Raw genomic sequence first — 18,346 nt, forward strand, 5'->3', positions numbered from 1 at the left:
AGGCGGAAGGGGGTCGCCGATGACCGTGGATGCCGGCGCCGACGCGCGCCCCGCCTCGGTCGCCGAGGCGATCCGACGGGGGATGGCCGACTGCTCGCCCGCCGAGCGCAAGGTGGCCCGCGTGCTGCTCTCCTCGTACCCCTCGGCGGGGTTCGAGACGGTCGCGAAGCTCGCCGCGCGCGCCGGGGTCAGCGGCCCGACGGTCCTCCGCTTCGCCAACCGGATGGGCTACCGGGGCTTCCCCGAGTTCCAGCAGGCGCTTCGCGACGACCTCGACGAGCGCTCGGCGTCGCCGCTCGCGCTCTACGACCGGGGACAGGGCACCGCGCTCGACGGCGACGGCACGCGGCTCGAGCAGGCCGGCGCGATCATGCGCGCGACGCTCGAGCGCACGTTCGCGAACCTCGCACCCGACGAGTTCGAGCGCTGCGTCGAGGCCCTCACCACCGCGAAGGGCCAGGTGCTCATCGCGGGCGGCCGGTTCAGCGGGCTGCTCGCCCGGTTCCTGGCGCAGCACCTGCAGCTCATGCGCGCGGGCGTCGCGATGCTGCCGGACGACGCCGGCGGCCGCGCCGAGGCGATCGCAGGACTCGGCCGCGGCGACGTGGTCGTGCTCTTCGACTACCGGCGCTACGAGGAGGGCACCCTCCAGGTGGCCTCGGTCGCCCGCGCGCACCGTGCGCAGGTGGTGCTGTTCACCGACTCGTGGCTCTCGCCGATCGCCTCCGACGCCGACGTCGTGCTGCCGAGCGAGACGGGCTCGCCGTCGGCCTTCGACGCCATGACCCCGGTGCTCGCGCTCGTCGAGTCGGTGATCGCCGGATGCCTCGAGCGGCTCGGCGACGACGCCTCCGAGCGGATGCGACGCATCGAGGCGGCCGGCGCGGAGCTCGGCCTGTACTGACCGGATGCCGCGGGCCGATGGTCCCGCGCGACCCGGCCCGGGCTGACCGTCCCGGCGGCGATCTTCTTCGGCATGTTCGTCATCGGCGAGGGTCTCGCGGGGGTGTGACCGGCCCGGCCTGCTCCTCGACGGTCTCGTCCGCGTCGTCGCGGCGGGACGCGCCGAGGCCGAGAGTCGAGACGAGGCCGAGCGCGAGGAAGCCGGCTGCGGCGTACGCGGAGTACGAGGTCGCGGTGCTGAGCGAGGCGCGGGCGGCATCCGCTGCCTCGGGGCTCTGCTGCTCGATCGCGGGGATCGCGGCGCCGGCCGAGTCGACGACCGCGGCCACCACCTGGTCGCTGCCCGGCGCGCCGTCGAGGCGACGGTCGAGGTCGGCCTCGAGCGCGCTGAACAGGAGCGTGCCGAGGATGGCGACGCCGAGCGCCGAGCCGAGCTGCCGGGCCGTGCTCTGGGTTCCCGACGCCTCGCCCGAACGGGCGACCGGCACCTCGCGCAGCACCACGTTGGTGAGCTGCGCGGTCGCGAGCCCGACCCCGAAGCCGTAGACGAAGAGTCCTCCGGCGATCGCCCACCACGTGGTGTCGACCGAGATGACGAGTCCGATGGCGACGAGCCCGACGATCTCGGCGACGATGCCCGCGCGCACCGTGGCGAGCGCGCTGAAGCGGGAGATGAGCGCGCCGGCGAACCCGCTGGCCACGAACGACCCGCCCGCGAGTGCGACGAGGACCCATCCGGTCTGGAGGGCGGTGTAGCCCAGCGCGTTCTGGAGCCAGAGCGGCAGCGCGAGGATGAGCCCGAACTCGCCGAGCGAGACGATCGCGGCCGCGATGTTGCCGTTCCGGAACGACCGGATGCGGAACAGTTCGGGCGAGAGCAGCACGGGGCGGCCCGCGCGGCTCCGCACCCGGGCTCGGAGCACGAACCAGGCGATCGCGGCCAGCCCGATGGCGATGGCCCAGGGCACCGGCGAGAGGTCGAACGGCCACGTCCATCCGCCGATGGTCGGCGGGGTCTCGGTCGCCCACCACCCGTACGTGCGGCCCTCGATGAGGGCGAACACGATGGAGCCCGCCGCGAGGATCGAGATGAACGCTCCGCCCCAGTCGATGGGGCGGAGGGTCTCGGCGCGGGACTCGGGCACGAAGCGGAGCAGGCCGATGACGATCAGCAGCCCGAGGGGGATGTTGATGCCGAACGCCCAACGCCAGGAGAACTCGGTGGTGAGCCATCCGCCGAGGAGCGGCCCGACCGCGGCCATGCCGCCGATGGTCGAGCCCCAGATCGCGAAGGCGATACCGCGTTCGCGGCCCTGGAAGTTGGCATTGATGAGCGACAGCGTCGTCGGCAGGATGGCGGCGCCGCCCAGGCCCTGCACGAGCCGTGCGGCGATGAGCATGGTGCCCGAGTCGGCGAGGGCGGCGACCACGCTGGAGCCGGCGAAGACCACGATGCCGAGGAGCATCACCCGCCGCCGCCCGAAGCGGTCGGCGAGCGCCCCGAACAGCAGGAGGAATGCCGCGAACACGAGGGTGTAGCTCTCCTGCACCCACTGGACCTCGGACGAGGTGATGCCGAGGTCGTCGACGATGGCGGGGATCGCGACGTTGACGATGGTGCTGTCGACGATGATGAGCGCGACGGCGACGCTGATGACGACCAGGCCGATCCAACGTTCGCGATTCATATGGTTCGCCTTTCGAAACAACCTCGACCGCGGGCGCCCGGCCGTCCGCTCAGGCGATCGGGGCGAAGCCCCGGGCCAGCTCGGCGAGGAGGCGCGCACCGTAGCCGGTCGCGCCCTTGGAGCGCCAGGCGTCGTCGGCGTCGGCGCTCATCGTGCCGGCGATGTCGAGGTGGGCCCACGGGGTGTCGCCGACGAACTCGGCGAGGAACAGCGCCGCCGTCGTCGCCCCCGCGTTCGCGCCGCCGATGTTGGCGATGTCGGCGATGTCGGAGTCCATGAGCTTGCGGTACTTGCGCACGAGCGGGAACTGCCACGTCGGCTCGTCCACCGCGTCGGCGGCGTCGCGCACCCGGTCGACGAGCGGCTGGCTGGTGCCGAGCACGACCGAGTGCGTCTCGCCGAGCGCGCGCAGGGCGGACCCGGTGAGGGTCGCGATGTCGACGATCGCGTCGACGCCGGCCTCGGTCGCGAGCGCGAGGCCGTCCATCATGACGAGCCGGCCCTCGGCGTCGGTGTTCTTCACCTCGACCGTCTTGCCTCCCCGTGCGGTGAGCACGTCGCCCAGCTTGTAGGCCGAACCCGACGGCATGTTGTCGGTGCACATCAGCCAGCCCGTGACCTCGGCGGTCGCGCCGAGGTCGCGGAGCGCCGTGAACGCACCCAGCACCGCCGCCGCGCCGCCCATGTCCATCTTCATGAGCAGGTGCATCGGGTCGCTCGGCTTCAGGCTGATCCCGCCCGAGTCGTACATGATGCCCTTGCCGACCAGGCCGAGGCGTCCGGTCGGCTCGCCGGCCGGCGCGTAGCGCAGCACGATCATGCGCGGCTCCTCGACACTGCCGGCGTTCACGCCGAGCAGGCCGCCGCAGCCGAGCTCGATGAGCTGCTGCCGGTCGTACGACTCGACGTGGAAGCCGAATCGGCCGCCGAGCATCTCGGCGACGTCCGCGAGGTCGGTCGCGGTCAGGTGGCTCGGGGGCGTGTTCGCGAGGTCGCGAGCGACGGCGGTCGCACGCGCGGCGACGAGTCCGGCATCGATGCCGGCGGATGCCGCGGCGCGGTCGGCCCCGTCCAACCGCAGCTCGAGCCGGGCGAGCCGCGCCTCGCGGGGCTCGGCCTTCAGCGCGTCGTAGCGGTAGCGGGCGAGCAGCGCGCCCTCGGCGAGAGCCCGCCCGGCCGCCTCGGCGTCGACCGATCCGAGCTGCGGCAGGCGGAGACCGAGCGCGCCCGCCTTCGGCACGGCGCGCACGAACGACGCCGCCGCATCGCGGAGGCGTGCCTCCGTCGCCTCGTCGGCGGGGCCGCCGCCGACGACGATGATGAGGGTGCGACCGGCCTGGGGGATGACGAGGGCCTGGCCGGGCTTCGCCTCGAACCCGGCGCGCTTCAGTGCCTCGCGGTCGAGGCCGATGCCCTCCGGGAGGGGGCCGTCGTCGTGCACGAGGACGCCGATGGCGTCGAGTCCGGCGCCGCCGTCCCCGCCGCCGAACTCGTCGACGGCGACGACCTCGATCCCCTCGAACGACTCGAGCGAGGGCACGGGCGAGAAGTCGTCCGGAATGAGCTTGTGCGGGCTGCGGGTCACGGGGCGCCTCCAGGTGGTGGGGATCGACGACCTCGCCGATCGGCCGTCGTCGGATCCGGGCCTCGCGCGAAGCCCGCCTCCACGATAGTTCGGCAGCGGGCCGGGCGCGCGGCCGGAGTGGCGTGGATGGGCGCGCGGGGCGGACGCCGCGGGCTAGTCTGTCCGGATCAGCCCCGTGGCGATGATGAAGGAGGGGGCCGGGTCGATGACGACACTGCCGACGGACGGCTCGCCGACGGGCGCTGCGGCCTTCGTCGACGTGGCGATCGCCGAGGAACGCGGCCTGAAGGCCTCGATGTGGTTGGCGGTGGTGCTCTCCGCGGCGGCCATCGGCCTCGGCGTGTGGACCGGTGCCCGCGTGCTCGTCCTGATCGCCACTGTCGGCGCGATCGGCATCGTGGTGTCCTGGCTCGCGTTGCGGGCATCGCGCGCCGCCGACGCCGGGCCGAACGAGCGGTATCCCTACGGCCGCGACGGACTCACCCCGCTCGTCGTCGCCGTGCAGGGACTCGCCTTCGCCGCGACCGTCGTGTACGCGGCCACGGACGCCGTGATCCTCATCGCCGAGGGAGGCCGCGCCGTCGACGCCGTCATCGTCGCCGTCTACGCCCTCGTCGCGGGGGTGGTCTCGATCGCGTTCTCGGCGTGGCTGCGGCGCGAGAGCCGCGGGAGCGCCCTCATCGCGGCGGAGGCACGCCAGTGGGCCGGGGCGGCGCTGCGCCGTGTCGTGATCGCTGCGGGCGCCGGCGTCGCCGTCGTCCTCGCGGTCGCGGGCATCGAGTGGCCCCTGGACTACGTCGATCCGGTGCTCGTGCTCGTCGCCTGCGGGCTCATCGCGCCGTTGCCGGTGCGGATGCTGCGCAGCGGGCTGGGCGAACTGGTCGAGGGCGTCCCCGACGGGCACACGCTGCTCGCGATCGAACGCGCGGTGGACGGGGTCACCGGGCGCTTCGACCTCCCGGGTCCGGAGGTGCACTCCACGAAGCTCGGCGCGAAGCTGTACGTCGACGTCGTGTACCTGCTCGCCCGCGACACCGTCACCATCGGCCGAGAGGACGAGGTCCGCCGTGCGGTGATCGCCGCCCTCGCCCCGCTGCCCTTCGACGTGTGGGCGAACGTGGAGCTCACGGCCGACCCTGCGCTCGCCGAGTAGGCCGTTCGGGAGCGGACGGGTCACGGGTTCCGGGTCGGTGCGAGGGCTAGACTTCGCGTGAACCCACGACCGCGACGTCCGGGCGGGCGAGGTCGCCGCCCCGCGGTCGGGACGGCGACAGGCGGGTGACGTGGAGATCTTCGAGGGCTGGCCCCTTCCGGTGGCGATCGGCGTGCTGTTCCTCATCGTCCTGCTCCGTGCGGGTGGAACGTACGCGCTGGGCCGGGGCTCGCGCGCCGGGGTCAAGCGGCTGCTCGAGCGCCGCGGGCGGATGGCGCCGCAGCTCGCACGGGCCGAGTCGGTGATCGAGCGGTTCGGCGCGCCGGTCGTGGCCCTGTCGTTCCTCACGGTCGGCTTCCAGACCGCCGTGAACCTCGCGGCCGGCGTGCTCCGGATGCCGCTCGTGAAGTACCTGCCGGCCCTCGTCGTGGGCGGCGCGATGTGGGCCACCCTGTACGGGATCCTCGGGCTCGCGACGATCAACGCGATCATCCAGGCGGCGCAGCGCGACCCCGTCGCGGCGATCGTGAGCGCGCTGGCCGTCGCCGCGCTCCTCGCGCTCGTCGAGTTCGCGACCCGGCGGGCCCGGTCGATCGCAGCGGCGCACGCCGGAGCGGACGACGCGGACCTCGCCGACGACGCCGGACGTGCCGACTCGCGCTGACGGGCCGACCGCGCGGACGGCCCGACCGCGCTGACGCGCCCGGGTCGGTGCGGTGCCGGTCGTCAGGGCGTGGGCGCAGGAGCGGACGAGCGACCGCGTCGGGCGCTCTCCGTCGAGGCGGCCGCGCCGCCGGCGACGGCCGCGCTCGAGTCGCCGCTCGTGCCGTAGGCGAGGGTGAGGGCCTGCTCGTCGACGTTGCCGCGGACCTGCAGCGCCGCGGTGCCGTTCGCGTCGAGGGTGCCCGCGTACAGCACCTCGCCACGGCTGGAGACCGTGAACGCCGCGTCGGGCTCGCCGGTGACGCTGAGGGTGCGCCACCCGTTCGCGCCCGGTCGGCCGAGCGTCGCCTCGAGCGGCGCGCGTTCGACCGCCGAAGCCGCGGGGCCCGCGATCTGCCGGGCGCCGTCGGAGGCGTCGTCGGACGCGGCGTCGTCCGCCGCGGGCGCTCCGGTGGACGGACCGGCCGCGCCGCCTGTGCCTCCCGCGGTGCCGGGATCCTGGCCGGCATCGGGTGCCGGCACCGACTCCGCGGTCGGCTCGGGTGCGGCATCCGTCGCTGCCGGGGGGACCTGCGACGGGGGCGCCTCGGGCACCTCGGTGGCGACGACGACGGGCGGGAGCATGCTCGGGGCCGGTTCGGTCAGGTCGGCCGGGGCGTCACCCTCGGCGAGGAACATCGACGGGCTCCCGGGTGCCCCTCCGGCGATCAGCGTGACGACGAGCGCCGTGGCGGCGGCGATCCCGCCGAGGATCCCTGCAGCGGCGATCAGCCGGCGGCGCGGCGCGGTGGGGATCGCCGTGACCAGGGCGACCGGCGCAGCCACCGTACGGGCGTCGGCGTGCGCACTCGGGGCCGTGCCGATGGCGTCGTCGTCCTCTGCGGTCGCGGCAGCGGTCGCCTCGGCGACGGATGGCACGGGGTCGGTCGCGGCGTCGGACGAACCCCGCCGGACCGCCTCGAGGAACGCGATCCCCGCCCCGGCGCCGAGCAGCAGCAGCGGCAGCGTCGCGAGCGCGCGGCGCGACACCGCCTCGGGGGGCGCCGCCACGGCACGGCATCCGTCGCACTCGTCGAGATGGGATCTCGTGCGGCGTCCGTTCGGCGATTCCGCCGCCGCGGCACGGCAGGCCGACCCGTCGGGGAGTCCGGCGAGGCGCAGCGAGGACCACTCCGAGCGGAGCGCGGATCGCGCATCGGCGAGCGTCGCGTCGACCGCCTCGGAGGTCAGGCCGAGTTCGGCGGCGACCTCGGCGGCCGCGAGCCCGTCGACCTCGGTGAGCCACAGCGCCTCCTGCCACCGCATCGGCAGCGAGGCGTAGGCGACGGCGATGGGCGTACCGTCGCCGAGCCCGTCGGGCAGCACGTCGCGGTACGTCTCGGGCGGAGCGAATCCGAGCGCGGCCGCGGTCGCCGCGGCGCCGTCAGGATCGGTTCCGCGTTCCGCGGCCGCCTCGGCGGCGAGGGAGCCGGTGTCGCCGTCGGCTGCGGCCAGGCGGGTCAGTGCGAGCAGGTGGGGCCGGACGGCGCCCTCGGGTCCGCGGCCGTCGGAGAGCTCGGCGATGAGGAGCTCGGCCGTCCGCACCACGACCGGTTCGGCGTCGGGACGCCCGCTGGCCGCCCGCGCGGCCGTCCACGCGGCGCGCAGGTGGCGCTGCCAGAGCCGGGTGATCGCGAAGGAGTCGCCGCTGCGCGCGGCCTCGACGAGTTCGGCGTCGGTCGGGTTCTCGATCACCGGGGGTGCGTCGAGGGGTGACGGTGCGCGGTCATCCGCGTCGCCCACGTCCGCTCCTCTCCAGCGCTGGGGCACGGGCGGCATGGTGGCCGCTCGTCCGGGGGAACGCGCCGGGTCGCGGCGCGATATCGGGTTGCGCTCCGTCGGGCCGGCTTCGGCGTGCGAGGGCGACGCCCCTGGGCGGGCGACGCGATCCTCCGCTGCACGTCGGGTGCGGCTTCGGCGGATGCGCCCGAGTCTACGACCAACCGGCAGGAGTCCCGCAAGACCCAGTTTCCCGCCTCCGGACCGCGCCCGGGGCGTTCAGCTGCCGAGTTGCGGGGCCGACACGCCCGTGCGCAGGAGCGCGCCCTCGTGACGCACGGTCGCCGCGGCGATCGTCATCGCCTCCTCGAGCGCCGCCGACCAGCCTTCCGCGGTGCTCGGCACGCCGTCGACGGCGATGCGGTGGACGACCGAGGAGAGGGTCGCATCGCCCGCGCCCATGGTGTCGACGACGGCGCCCGGCAGGTCGACGATCCCGGCGTGAACGTGGAGCTCGCCCGCGTGGACCGCCGCGCCGGCGCGACCAGCGGTGGCGAGCACGGCCGGGCCCGCGGCATCCGTCACCGATGCGCCGTTCCGGAGTCGCTGCACGAACTCGTCCAGCGATGCGCCCAGGAGGAGCTCGGCGTCCTCGTCGCCCACCTTGACGAGCAGGGAGCGGGCGGCGACGCGCTCGAAGTTCGCGAGGAACCGCTCGCGGTCGTGCAGCATGCCCGATCGGGGATTGCCGTCGACGACGAGCCGCCGCTCGGGGTCGTCGACGGCGTCGAGCAGCAGGTCGACCTGCTCGTCGTCGTCGAACGGGTAGCAGCTGACGACGACGAGTTCTGCGCCGGCCAGCGCCCGCCGCGTCGCGGCGTCGAAGCGGAGCCGCCGGTGCTGCGCCGCCTCGTTGAACTCGTAGCGCGGCTCGCCGTCGGATCGGATCGACACCGCGCGCGAGGTGCCGTGCGCCGACGGGCTGGCCACCAGTTCGACGCCGAAGTCGTCGAGGAAGGCGCTGATGCGCTCGGCCGGCTCGTCGTCGCCGACCATCGCGACGAGCGTCGCGTCGTCGCCGAGGAGGGCGAGGCCCACGGCGACGTTCAACGCGGCGCCGCCGACGAACTCGCGCGAGCCCGACGGATCGCGCAGCTCGTCGATGAGCGCGTCCCCCACGACGGTGATGCGTTGTCCGGACTCGCTTCGCTGCGCCATCCGCTCGACCTTCCTCCTCCGGCGCGCCGCCGACCGGGGCGCGGGTGCCCGTCCAGCGTGTCACGGGCCCGGGCGTGCGTCCATGGGTGCCGGGTGCGGGGAACGCTGTACGGTGTGTCGAGTCGTCACGCAGGAAGGCCCCATGAGACCCGGACCCAGACGCAGCCTCACCCACCCCGAGATCCTCGACGCGGCGTTCGAGCTGCTCGAGGAGAAGGGCTTCGACGCCGTGTCGGTGCGCGGCGTCGCCGGTGCACTCGGCCTCACCCCGACGGCCATGTACACCTACTACCCCAACAAGCAGGCGCTGCTCGCCGGCATGGTCGAGCAGGTGCTCGGCCGGCTGTCGCCGGCTCCGGCCGACGGCTCCACGACGGCGGACCCCCGCGCCCGGGTCGCGTCGATCGCCGCCGACCTGCGGACGCTGCTCGTCGATCGACCGGGCGCCGTGGGACTGCTGCTCGCGACGCCGCTCGACGGCCCGAACGCCACCCGCCTCGACGAGGCGCTGCTGGCCGCCTTCGCCGACGCCGGACTCGCGCTCGCCGAGGCCGGGCGGGCCGCGCATGCCGTGCGGGTGCACGTGCTCGGCGCGGTCGCCTTCGACGCCGCGGCTGCGGGCCGCGCCGCCGACGTCGCCACGGATCCGGCACCGCCGGCGGCCGCCGACACGCTGTGGGACGACCTCGAGTCGTTCCCGCTGAGCGAGCGCAGCCGCGCCGTCGCCGACGATCCGGTCGAGCGGTTCGCCTGGGGCCTGGATCGACTCCTCGACGGCGTGCTCCTCCCGGCCGCCTCCCGCTAGACGCGAACGAGGCGCCGACCCCCGAGGGGGCCGGCGCCTCGCCGGTGTCAGGCCGCGATCAGCCCGCGGTGGGCGGGGTGATCGAGATCAGCGCCGCGCGGTCGTCCTCGAGGGTCTTCTTGACCTCGACGACGGTGCCGTACGACACCCCGGCGTCGACCGGGTTGCCCGTGCCGAGCACCGTGAACCCGAGGTCGGTGCCGAACAGCGCCTCGACCGGGTTGCCCGCCGCGTCGACGACGCGGGTGGTGTACGGCTGGTTGTCGACCGACGGCACGACGGCCGAAGCGTCGATGTGGCGCCAGAAGAGCCGGCCGTTGCGGTACTCGATGCCCGGGGTCCAGCCCTGGTCGTCGGTGAAGGTGCTCACCGCGGGGAGGGCCGGGATCTCGGTGCAGTACTCGGTGTAGGCGGCGTCGACGACGCACTCCTTCAGCGGGTACGTCTCCTGCAGGCCGAAGGCCGCGTTCGACGACTGCACACGCGAGGGCAGGTTCTTCAGCGTCGACGGGTCCTTCGCAGCGGCGTCGCCGGTGCGGCGCAGCGGGTCGAAGTGGCTGTCGACGATGAGCAGGCCACCCTTGGCGCCGGCGCTCGGCATGGCCGTGGCGCTGGCGGTGACGTGGTTGGTGTTGCCGAACGTCGTGTCGCGGTACCAGACCAGTGCGCCGGGCGCGTTGTAGGCGAACTTGTCGACCTTCCACGCCTCGCCGCTGTAGACCGTGTCGTAGGCGTGCTTCAGGCCCTCGTCGAAGCCGTCGAAGTTGCGCCACTCGACCAGGTAGTAGTGCGCCTTCGAGGACGTGCCCGAGTCGGTGCGCCATCCGGGGCCGGTGGTGTCGACGAACGTCGAGACCGCGGCGGTCCAGCCGTTGTCGCCCGACTCGACGTCGTCGGTCCAGACGGTGTCGGTGCCGCTGGTGACCGAGAAGTCGTCCGCGAACCAGCCGCGGTCGAGGTAGGCGGCATCCGTCGTCTGGCGCAGGCGCAGGTCGACCGTCTGGCCGGCGTACGCCGCCAGGTCGACGTACTGGTGCTGCCAGCCGTGCGAGTCGCCCGTGAGGCCGTACTTCTTGTCGCCGAAGGTGGCCATGTTGCCGTTCGGGTCGGCGTAGGAGTCGGATGTCGTGACCTCGGCACCGGACTCGTCGTAGACCTTCAGCTCGGTCCACGAGTCGCCGCCGTCGGTCGAGACCTCGACGAAGCCGTAGTCCCAGTCGAGCTCGATGACGTAGTCGTTCCACATCCAGAACTTGGCGTCGGCCGGCACGTCGAGGCTGCGGGTCAGCGTGATGTCGGCCCAGTCCTGGTCGGCGCCGGTGTACCACGCGTTGTCACCGCTGTGCGGCGTGGTGAGCGTGACGACCTTGGCGGGGAGGTTGATCTTCACGCCGTCCTCGGTGCCCTTCAGGGGGCGCGAGTTCTGGCCGACCTTGACGGTGAGCTCGTCGTCGCCGGGGTTCACCTGCTTCGGGTTCGCCCAGCCGAGCACCCACTTGTCCCAGAGGCCCATGTGCGTGGGCATCGACTGGAAGATCGGGCCCGAGTGCGATCCCGACGACATGAGGTCCCAGAAGTCGACGTCGGAGTTGCCCGCGCCGGAGGTGTCGTACAGGTCGGGGAGGCCGAGGTCGTGGCCGTACTCGTGCGCGAACACGCCGACGCCCGAGTCCTCGGGCTGCACGATGTAGTTCGAGAGCTTGAGGTCGGTGCCGGGGATCTCGGCGCCGCCGGCGACCGCCGACGAGTGCGCCCAGAGGGCGTAGGTGCCCTCGGCGCCGCCGCCGCCGGACTTGTCCTCACCGGCGTGCACGAGCACGACGTGGTCGATCACGCCGTCGGGCTCGTAGAAGTTGCCGTCGCCGTCGCGGTCGCCCTGGTCCTCGATGTCGTAGTCGGCGAAGGGGAAGTCGGGCTGCTGCGCGGCGAGCGCCTCGACGGCGTCGATCGCGAGCTGGCCCGCGCCGAGCGGGTTGTCGGGGTGGCCCTGCATGTCCTGGATCGCGCCGGCCTCGTAGACGCCGTCCTCGTTCAGGTGGCAGACGCTCGCGCCGTAGTACGCCTCGGAGTGGGGGACGAGGACCCAGTCGGTCGTCTTGCCCGTCACCGTGTAGGCGTCGCGCGACATCTCCTCGTACATGTTCTTCATCGTGTAGCCGGAGATGTCGAACCCGGGCTGGCCGTCGGGGCCCTCGAGGTCGGTGCGCACCCGGTCGGTGATGCCCTCGTCGCTGAACAGCATCGCGTCGAAGTGCTCCGGCGAGAAGTCGGGCACCCACATCGAGTTGTTGTCGAGGCGGGAGGCGTCGGCCGGGTTCGGGATGTTGTTGTGCAGCGGCCCGTTCTGCACGCTGCCGGGCTTGCAGTCGGTCGCGCCGAACGCGGTCGGCACCTGCACGCCCGTGAAGTCGTCGTCCGCCTGGTCGTTGAACTCGACGAGGATCGTGAGGAGCTTCGCCTCCTGCGTCGACTTCGCACCCTTGAAGCGGTCCTTCAGCTCCTTCGGGCTCTTGCCGGTCTCGATCGACTTCGCCTCGAGCTTGGCCAGGCCGCGCGCCGCGACCGGGTTGCCCGATGCGAACTTCTCGTCGACCGCGGTCGCCTTCGCGATGGCCGCCTTCTGCGCCTCGACGCCCTTGACCGCCTCGACGTCGGAGCCGAACGCCTCTTCGGCGCGCGGCTCGACGTAGTTCATGTAGTACTCCGAGGCGTCGATCGACACCTCTCCGACCTGCGGCGCCGCCGTCGCCATCCCGCCCGCGCCCGTGGCCGCGAGTCCCGATGCGACGAGGGCGAGCGCCGGCAGGGCTGCTGCGGCGCGCTTCCGCGCGCGCGAGCTGGTTCCAGCCATGGTTCTCCCTCCGAGTGCCCGCGACGATGATCCCGGACACGATCGTCGCCCGCCGGTGGGCGGGCATAGGGGGAATCCTGCCCCCCGGACGGGGGCGGTGTGAAGTCCCCGTCGGTGAAGGGAGCGCAATCGTTGCTATCGAGACATCCTCATCAAAATCGGGGCGTTCTCGACCGTCGTGCGACGCGGAGCGCGGGATGGCGCAGCTCCTGCGACAGCCCGGCTGGGAGGGCTCAGCCCAGGAGGAGGGTGCGCAACTGGTCGGCGGAGTGCACGACGGCGAAGGCGTCGCCGGCCTCCTCCGGAGAGCCGTAGCCCCACTCGACCAGGATCGTCGGCACGTCGTGCGCCGCGGCGCCGAGCACGTCGTACCCGCGGTCGCCCACCATGACGGCGTCCGAGGTGTCGACGCCGTCGGCACGGAGCCGGCGGAGCGCCTCCGCGACGACATCGGCCTTGGTGCTGCGCGACTCGTCGTCGCTGGCTCCGGTGATCTCGGCGAAGTAGCCGGTCAGGCCGTTGTGCTCGAGCACCTCGCGCGCCATCGACTCGGGCTTGCTCGTCGCGAGCGCGATGGGGATGCCGGCGTCGCGGACCCGCTGCAGGACGCCCTCGATGCCGGGGAAGACGGGGGAGCGGAGGAGGTGGTCGTCGTAGTGGTCGCGATACACGTTCAGGGCCTCCCACGCGTCGGCGTCGGTGAAGCCGGCGGTCATGCGGAGGCTGTCGAGCAGCGGCGGGCCCACGTAGGACCGGAGCGTGTCGCGGTCGGGGACGGGCAGGCCCATCTCGGTGAACATGTGGGCGAGCGAATCCATGATCTCGCTCGCCGAGTCGACGATGGTGCCGTCGAGGTCGAACAGGACGGCGGACCACACGCGAGGGGGCGCGCTCGTGGTCGGAACCGTGGAGAGGGGGGAAGTCACCGCGACATCCTAGAACGGCAAGATGCGAGCAACTCTCAGGAACGGGTGGGGGCGCCCCGGCTCACGGCAGGCCGGGCGGGCCGGTGGGGTCAGAACAGACGGGCGTGGCCGCTGTCCACGCCCCGCATGGCGTCGTAGTCGAGCACCACGCACCGGATGCCGCGGTCCTCCGCGAGCGTGCGGGCCTGGGGCTTGATCTCCTGGGCCGCGAACACTCCGCTCACGGGCGCGAGCCGCGGGTCCCGGTTCATGAGCTCGAGGTAGCGCGTGAGCTGCTCCACCCCGTCGATGTCGCCGCGGCGCTTCAGCTCGACCGCGACCGAGCGGCCGGCGCCATCCGTCGCGAGGATGTCGACCGGGCCGATCGCCGTCATGTACTCGCGGCGCACCAGGCGGTAGCCGTCGCCGAGCACCTCGATCTGCTCGGCCAGCAGCTGCTGCAGGTGCGACTCCACGCCGTCCTTCTGCAGGCCGGGGTCGACGCCGAGGTCGTGCACGGTGTCGTGCAGCACCTCGTGGATCGACACGATCAGCCGGTCGGCGGTCTTGCGGTGCGTCACGGTCCAGACCTCGGCGACGCCCGCCTCGCGCTGGTCGTCGTCGGGCTCCCCGGTCTCGAGGGAGCACGGCGGGCTCATCCAGTTGAGCGGCTTGTAGCTTCCGCCGTCGGAGTGCACGAGGAGGCTGCCGTCGCCCTTGACCATCAGGAGGCGGGTCGCGAGCGGGAGGTGCGCCGAGAGCCGTCCGGCGTAGTCGACGGAGCAACGGGCGATGACGAGACGCACCCTGCGAGTCTACGGTGGAGTCACGCGACGGCGATCCGAAGGGGGACCGATGGGCCGGATGATCTCCTCGACGCTCGCCTCGCTCGACGGGTACATCGCCGACCCGGACGGCCGATTCGACTGGGCCGTGCCGGGCGACGACGTGCACCGCGCGGTCAACGACGCGCTGCGCGGGGTCGGCACCTTCCTCCTCGGGCGGCGGACGTACGAGGTGATGCGGGCCTGGGACACGGTGGACCTCGACGGACAGCCCGACGTCGTCGCCGGGTTCGCCCGGATCTGGAGCGCCGCCGACAAGGTCGTCTACTCCCGCACGCTGCCGGGCGTCGATGCGCCGCGCACGGTGCTGGAGCGCCACTTCGACGTCGACGAGGTGCGGCGGTTCGTGACCTCCGCCGGCCGCGACGTCGCGATCGCGGGGCCCGACCTCGCCGGCCCCGCCTTCCGGGCGGGCCTGGTCGACGACGTGGTCCTCCACGTCTTCCCGGTGCTCGTCGGCGGCGGGACCCGGGCCTTCCCCACGGCGCGGCTCGACCTGGAGCTCGTCGAGGAGCGGCGGTTCGAGGGAGGCGTCGTCGGGCTCGCCTACCGACGCGCCGAGGTGTGACGGCGGCGCGCGGTCAGCCCTGCGACGAGGCGTCGTGCGGGCGCGCCTCATGGTGTCGCAGGCCGCGCGTGCGGTTGCGCTCCTTCATCTCCGACTCGTAGACGTGACGGCGACCGCCGACGAGCTCGTCGCGCGCCGCCCGCTCGGAGGCCTTCACCGCGTCGTAGTAGCCGTCGTCGTACTCCTCGACGACCTGGAACGTCCACCGCCCCTCGAGCACGTTGCGCCCGATGATCTCCCGGTCGATGCGGTCGGCGATCTCGTGGTGCCCCGCCGTGCGCAGCAGTTCGACCGCTTCGCCGATCTTCATGTCGGCCTTACCGGTCAGGCGGTGCCAGTGGTACAACGACCCGCGGGCGTCCTCGATCACCTCGAGCGCCTCGGAGTACTTGCCGAGGGCCTCGATCGTGGCATCCGTCGTGCCCGGCGGCCTCGTGTGCTCGGGGCGGGGCTCGTCGTCGGACGGGGCGGGGCTGGGGCCGGGGCCGGGGCGTTCGCGATCGCTCATGCTCGCATCATGCCGAGCGGATGCCGCGGCCGCACCCCCCTCCGCGCGCCGCGCGCGGCTCGCCCTACGCCCTCCCTCTCTCTCGCCCCTCTCCCTCCCTTCCTCCCGCCTCCCTCCTCTCTCGCGTCCTCGTGCGCGGTCCACGGGAGGTTTCTGCGGCGGAGGGGGATTCGGTACCTGCCTCGAACGCAGAAACCTCCCGTCGACGGGACGGGGCGAGCGGGGCGAGACGGGACGGGGCGAGACGGACCGGGCCGAGGGAGGCGGGCCGGGCCGAGCGAGAGGGGACGGCTCAGGCCGCGCGCCGACGGCGGGCCGGGCGGGTGCGCTCGCGCGCGGCCGGCGCGGCGAGGCCCGCGACCACCATGAGCGCGAGCAGCAGGAGCAGCCCGTTCAGGATGCCGAACTGCTCGCCGAGGAACCCGATGAGCGGCGGGCCGACGAGGAACGCGCAGTAGCCGATCATGGCGACGGCCGAGACGCGGGCGGCGGCATCCGCGCGGTCGGGCACGTCGGCGGCGGCCGACATGCCGACGGGGAACGCGAGCGAGCAGCCGATGCCCCAGAGGAGCGTGCCGACGACGAGTACCCACGTCTCGGAGCCGAAGATGAACATGGCGAGCCCGACCACGCCGATCGCGGCCATCGACTGCAGCATCGGCACGCGTCCGAAGCGGTCGATGAACGGTCCGCCGAGCACGCGCGCACCCGTGATCGCGACCGTGAAGACGGTGAACATGACCGCGCCGGTCGTCTCGTCGAAGCCGTGGCCGTCGACCACCGCCAGGGCGAGCCAGTCGTTCGCGCTGCCCTCGGCGAACGACATGCCGAGCATGACGACGCCGATCAGCAGCAGGCGGACGTCGGCCCACACCGACAGGCTGCGCCGGAGGCGGATCGCCCACGGGTCGCGCGGCGCCCCGTCCTTCGGGTCGCCGAGTTCCGCGCGGGCGGGCACGAAGCGCACCGCGACGATCACGCCGACCGCGATGACCGCGGCGACGAGCGAGAGGTGGATCGCGAGGTCGACGCCGAGGGCGGATGCCGCGGCGGCCAGCGCCCCGCCGGCGACGGTGCCGAAGCTGAAGAACGCGTGCATGAGCGGCATCACGGTGCGGCCGAGCTCGCGCTCGGCCTCGGCGCCCTCGACGTTCATCATCACGTCGACGGCGCCGTTGCCGAACCCGAACATGACGAGGCCGACGGCGACGAGCGTCACGGAGGGCAGCGGCGACCCGCCGAGCCCGACGAGCACCAGCCCGGCGGACGCGAGCACCATCACCCCGGTCATCCCGAGCCGGGCACCGAACCGGGCCATGATCGGTGGCGCCGCGACGAGGCCGACGATCGCGCCGATCGATCCGGCGAGGATCACGAGCCCCACGCCCTGCGTGCTCAGCTCGACGGCGTCGCGCACGACCGGCAGGCGCGCGACCCAGCTCGCCAGCCCGAAGCCGGACAGGAAGAAAATCGCGAAGACCGCGTTGCGCCAGGCGACGAGTTCGCGGCGGGGCCGAGCGGATGTCGCGCCGGCGGTGTTCGCGCCGTCGCCCGGGTCCGTGGGCTGCTCGGTTCCGTGGTGCGTCATCGTCCCTGCGCTCTCTCGGTGCTGCGACATTACTGCACTGCCTTCGGTTCTGGCGGGCCCGGATGTCGGGCGGCCGGGTGGTCGAATCGATTCGACTCGAATCGATTCGACCACCATATCGAGCAGGCTCGGAGGCTGCAAGCGCCATCCGTTCGCCCGCCTGACTACGATGGGCGGGTCACCTCGACGCGGCGCCGTGACCCTCGGCGCACGAAGCCGGCGCCGGCACACCCCGCGGGCGCCCGTACGCAGAAGGCACCGCCGATGAAGGCCCTGTACAAGTCCGCGCCCGGCGCGGGATTCGAGTTCGTCGACCGCCCCGAGCCCGAGCCCGGACCGGCCGACGTCAAGATCCGGGTGCTGCGCACGGGCATCTGCGGCACCGACCTGCACATCGAGCAGTGGGACGACTGGGCCGCCTCCGAGATCCGCACGCCGCTGATCCCGGGGCACGAGTTCTGCGGCGAGGTCGTCGAGGTCGGCGAGCTCGTGCACGACGTCGCGGTCGGCGACCGCGTCTCGGGCGAGGGGCACATCGTGTGCGGCATGTGCCGCAATTGCCGCGCCGGCCGCCGCCAGATGTGCATTCGCACGAAGGGCGTCGGGCTGCACCGCGACGGCGCCTTCGCCGAGTATGTGGTGATCCCCGGCGAGAACGTCTGGGTCCACCACGCCGACGTCGAGCCCGAGGTCGGCGCGATCTTCGACCCGTTCGGCAACGCCGTGCACACCGCGCTCGCCTTCTCGGTGGTGGGCGAGGACGTGCTCGTCACCGGCTGCGGGCCCATCGGCCTCATGTCGATCGCGGTCGCCCGCCATGTCGGCGCCCGCTTCATCGTCGCGAGCGACGTGAGCCCGGCCCGCCTCGAGCTCGCGATGAAGATGGGTGCGGATGCCACGGTCGACGTGTCGCGCGAGCGCATCCGCGACCTGCAGCCCCGCCTCGGCATGCGCGAGGGCTTCGACGTCGGGTTCGAGATGTCGGGCTCCGCGAAGGCGCTGCCCGAGATGATCGACAACATGAACCACGGCGGCCGCATCGCGCTGCTCGGACTGCCGAGCGAGCCGTTCGCCGTCGACTGGGGCAAGGTCGTCACCCACATGCTGACGCTGAAGGGCATCTACGGCCGCGAGATGTTCGAGACGTGGAACTCGATGAGCGCGATGCTGCAGACCAGCGGCGAGCTGCGCGAGCGCGTGGCATCCATCATCAGCGACCGCTACGCGGCACGCGACTGGCGCGCGGCGTTCGACGCCGCCGCCTCGGGCGGCGCGGGCAAGGTCATCCTCGACTGGACGGAGGTCTGA

Annotated in this window: 15 protein-coding genes; 6 read left to right on the forward strand and 9 right to left on the reverse strand. The window is 73.1% G+C overall.

Annotation, left to right across the window (positions count from 1 at the left end; genetic code table 11):
- Positions 1-19: 19 nt before the first annotated feature.
- A complete protein-coding gene (locus ACUY4T_RS06115; RefSeq protein WP_446018019.1) occupies positions 20-904 on the forward strand; it encodes a MurR/RpiR family transcriptional regulator in 885 nt (294 codons plus the stop codon).
- Positions 905-983: 79 nt separating this feature from the next.
- Here the strand turns inward: ACUY4T_RS06115 and ACUY4T_RS06120 are convergent, their stop codons facing one another.
- Both ACUY4T_RS06120 and ACUY4T_RS06125 read right to left on the reverse strand, forming a co-directional pair.
- Entirely contained in the window at positions 984-2,591 is a 1,608-nt protein-coding gene (locus ACUY4T_RS06120) for an MFS transporter (protein WP_446018020.1), read from the reverse strand.
- 49 nt (positions 2,592-2,640) lie between these two features.
- Positions 2,641-4,176 carry a leucyl aminopeptidase family protein gene (locus ACUY4T_RS06125; protein ID WP_446018021.1) on the reverse strand — a complete coding sequence of 512 codons (1,536 nt, stop codon included), beginning with the start codon at positions 4,174-4,176 and terminating at the stop codon, positions 2,641-2,643.
- 205 nt (positions 4,177-4,381) lie between these two features.
- On the opposite strand from ACUY4T_RS06125, the gene ACUY4T_RS06130 reads away from it, so the two are divergent.
- Complete coding sequence (locus tag ACUY4T_RS06130; RefSeq protein ID WP_446018022.1) at positions 4,382-5,329, forward strand: cation efflux transmembrane domain-containing protein; 948 nt, start codon at positions 4,382-4,384, stop codon at positions 5,327-5,329.
- Positions 5,330-5,459: 130 nt separating this feature from the next.
- Complete coding sequence (locus ACUY4T_RS06135) at positions 5,460-5,993, forward strand: DedA family protein (protein WP_446018023.1); 534 nt, start codon at positions 5,460-5,462, stop codon at positions 5,991-5,993.
- A gap of 62 nt (positions 5,994-6,055) precedes the next feature.
- Here the strand turns inward: ACUY4T_RS06135 and ACUY4T_RS06140 are convergent, their stop codons facing one another.
- The gene (locus ACUY4T_RS06140) at positions 6,056-7,774 is read right to left on the reverse strand and encodes a hypothetical protein (protein WP_446018024.1); all 1,719 of its coding nucleotides are present in this window, start codon (positions 7,772-7,774) and stop codon (positions 6,056-6,058) included.
- Positions 7,775-8,029: 255 nt separating this feature from the next.
- Positions 8,030-8,968, reverse strand: coding sequence for a PfkB family carbohydrate kinase (locus ACUY4T_RS06145; RefSeq protein WP_446018025.1), 939 nt, complete (start codon positions 8,966-8,968; stop codon positions 8,030-8,032).
- A 142-nt stretch (positions 8,969-9,110) separates the two neighbouring features.
- On the opposite strand from ACUY4T_RS06145, the gene ACUY4T_RS06150 reads away from it, so the two are divergent.
- The gene (locus ACUY4T_RS06150; RefSeq protein ID WP_446018026.1) at positions 9,111-9,773 is read left to right on the forward strand and encodes a TetR/AcrR family transcriptional regulator; all 663 of its coding nucleotides are present in this window, start codon (positions 9,111-9,113) and stop codon (positions 9,771-9,773) included.
- 58 nt (positions 9,774-9,831) lie between these two features.
- On the opposite strand, the gene ACUY4T_RS06155 is transcribed toward ACUY4T_RS06150, so the two are convergent.
- The 3 genes from ACUY4T_RS06155 to nucS form a co-directional block, all read right to left on the reverse strand.
- Positions 9,832-12,624, reverse strand: coding sequence for an immune inhibitor A domain-containing protein (locus tag ACUY4T_RS06155; RefSeq protein ID WP_446018027.1), 2,793 nt, complete (start codon positions 12,622-12,624; stop codon positions 9,832-9,834).
- 233 nt (positions 12,625-12,857) lie between these two features.
- Positions 12,858-13,550, reverse strand: coding sequence for an HAD hydrolase-like protein (locus ACUY4T_RS06160; RefSeq protein ID WP_446018028.1), 693 nt, complete (start codon positions 13,548-13,550; stop codon positions 12,858-12,860).
- Between the two features lie 89 nt (positions 13,551-13,639).
- Positions 13,640-14,335 (reverse strand): endonuclease NucS, encoded by a 696-nt coding sequence (nucS, locus tag ACUY4T_RS06165; protein ID WP_446018029.1) that lies wholly within the window; start codon positions 14,333-14,335, stop codon positions 13,640-13,642.
- A 49-nt stretch (positions 14,336-14,384) separates the two neighbouring features.
- On the opposite strand from nucS, the gene ACUY4T_RS06170 reads away from it, so the two are divergent.
- Complete coding sequence (locus ACUY4T_RS06170) at positions 14,385-14,942, forward strand: dihydrofolate reductase family protein (protein ID WP_446018030.1); 558 nt, start codon at positions 14,385-14,387, stop codon at positions 14,940-14,942.
- A 13-nt stretch (positions 14,943-14,955) separates the two neighbouring features.
- On the opposite strand, the gene ACUY4T_RS06175 is transcribed toward ACUY4T_RS06170, so the two are convergent.
- Both ACUY4T_RS06175 and ACUY4T_RS06180 read right to left on the reverse strand, forming a co-directional pair.
- Entirely contained in the window at positions 14,956-15,450 is a 495-nt protein-coding gene (locus ACUY4T_RS06175; protein ID WP_446018031.1) for a hypothetical protein, read from the reverse strand.
- 292 nt (positions 15,451-15,742) lie between these two features.
- Positions 15,743-17,038, reverse strand: coding sequence for an MFS transporter (locus tag ACUY4T_RS06180; RefSeq protein WP_446018032.1), 1,296 nt, complete (start codon positions 17,036-17,038; stop codon positions 15,743-15,745).
- 264 nt (positions 17,039-17,302) lie between these two features.
- Here ACUY4T_RS06180 and tdh point away from each other — a divergent pair, with 264 nt between their 5' ends.
- Positions 17,303-18,346 carry an L-threonine 3-dehydrogenase gene (gene tdh / locus ACUY4T_RS06185; protein WP_446018033.1) on the forward strand — a complete coding sequence of 348 codons (1,044 nt, stop codon included), beginning with the start codon at positions 17,303-17,305 and terminating at the stop codon, positions 18,344-18,346.

Source organism: Agromyces arachidis (assembly GCF_052805135.1).

What these genes read in the sequence shown, in the direction of transcription:
- ACUY4T_RS06115 (WP_446018019.1), top strand. Translation starts at nt 20, where the DNA reads ATGACCGTGGATGCCGGCGCCGACGCGCGCCCCGCCTCGGTCGCCGAG.
- ACUY4T_RS06120 (WP_446018020.1), bottom strand. Translation starts at nt 2,591, where the DNA reads ATGAATCGCGAACGTTGGATCGGCCTGGTCGTCATCAGCGTCGCCGTC.
- ACUY4T_RS06130 (WP_446018022.1), top strand. Translation starts at nt 4,382, where the DNA reads ATGACGACACTGCCGACGGACGGCTCGCCGACGGGCGCTGCGGCCTTC.
- ACUY4T_RS06145 (WP_446018025.1), bottom strand. Translation starts at nt 8,968, where the DNA reads ATGGCGCAGCGAAGCGAGTCCGGACAACGCATCACCGTCGTGGGGGAC.
- ACUY4T_RS06150 (WP_446018026.1), top strand. Translation starts at nt 9,111, where the DNA reads ATGAGACCCGGACCCAGACGCAGCCTCACCCACCCCGAGATCCTCGAC.
- ACUY4T_RS06155 (WP_446018027.1), bottom strand. Translation starts at nt 12,624, where the DNA reads ATGGCTGGAACCAGCTCGCGCGCGCGGAAGCGCGCCGCAGCAGCCCTG.
- ACUY4T_RS06170 (WP_446018030.1), top strand. Translation starts at nt 14,385, where the DNA reads ATGGGCCGGATGATCTCCTCGACGCTCGCCTCGCTCGACGGGTACATC.
- ACUY4T_RS06175 (WP_446018031.1), bottom strand. Translation starts at nt 15,450, where the DNA reads ATGAGCGATCGCGAACGCCCCGGCCCCGGCCCCAGCCCCGCCCCGTCC.
- ACUY4T_RS06180 (WP_446018032.1), bottom strand. Translation starts at nt 17,038, where the DNA reads ATGACGCACCACGGAACCGAGCAGCCCACGGACCCGGGCGACGGCGCG.
- tdh (WP_446018033.1), top strand. Translation starts at nt 17,303, where the DNA reads ATGAAGGCCCTGTACAAGTCCGCGCCCGGCGCGGGATTCGAGTTCGTC.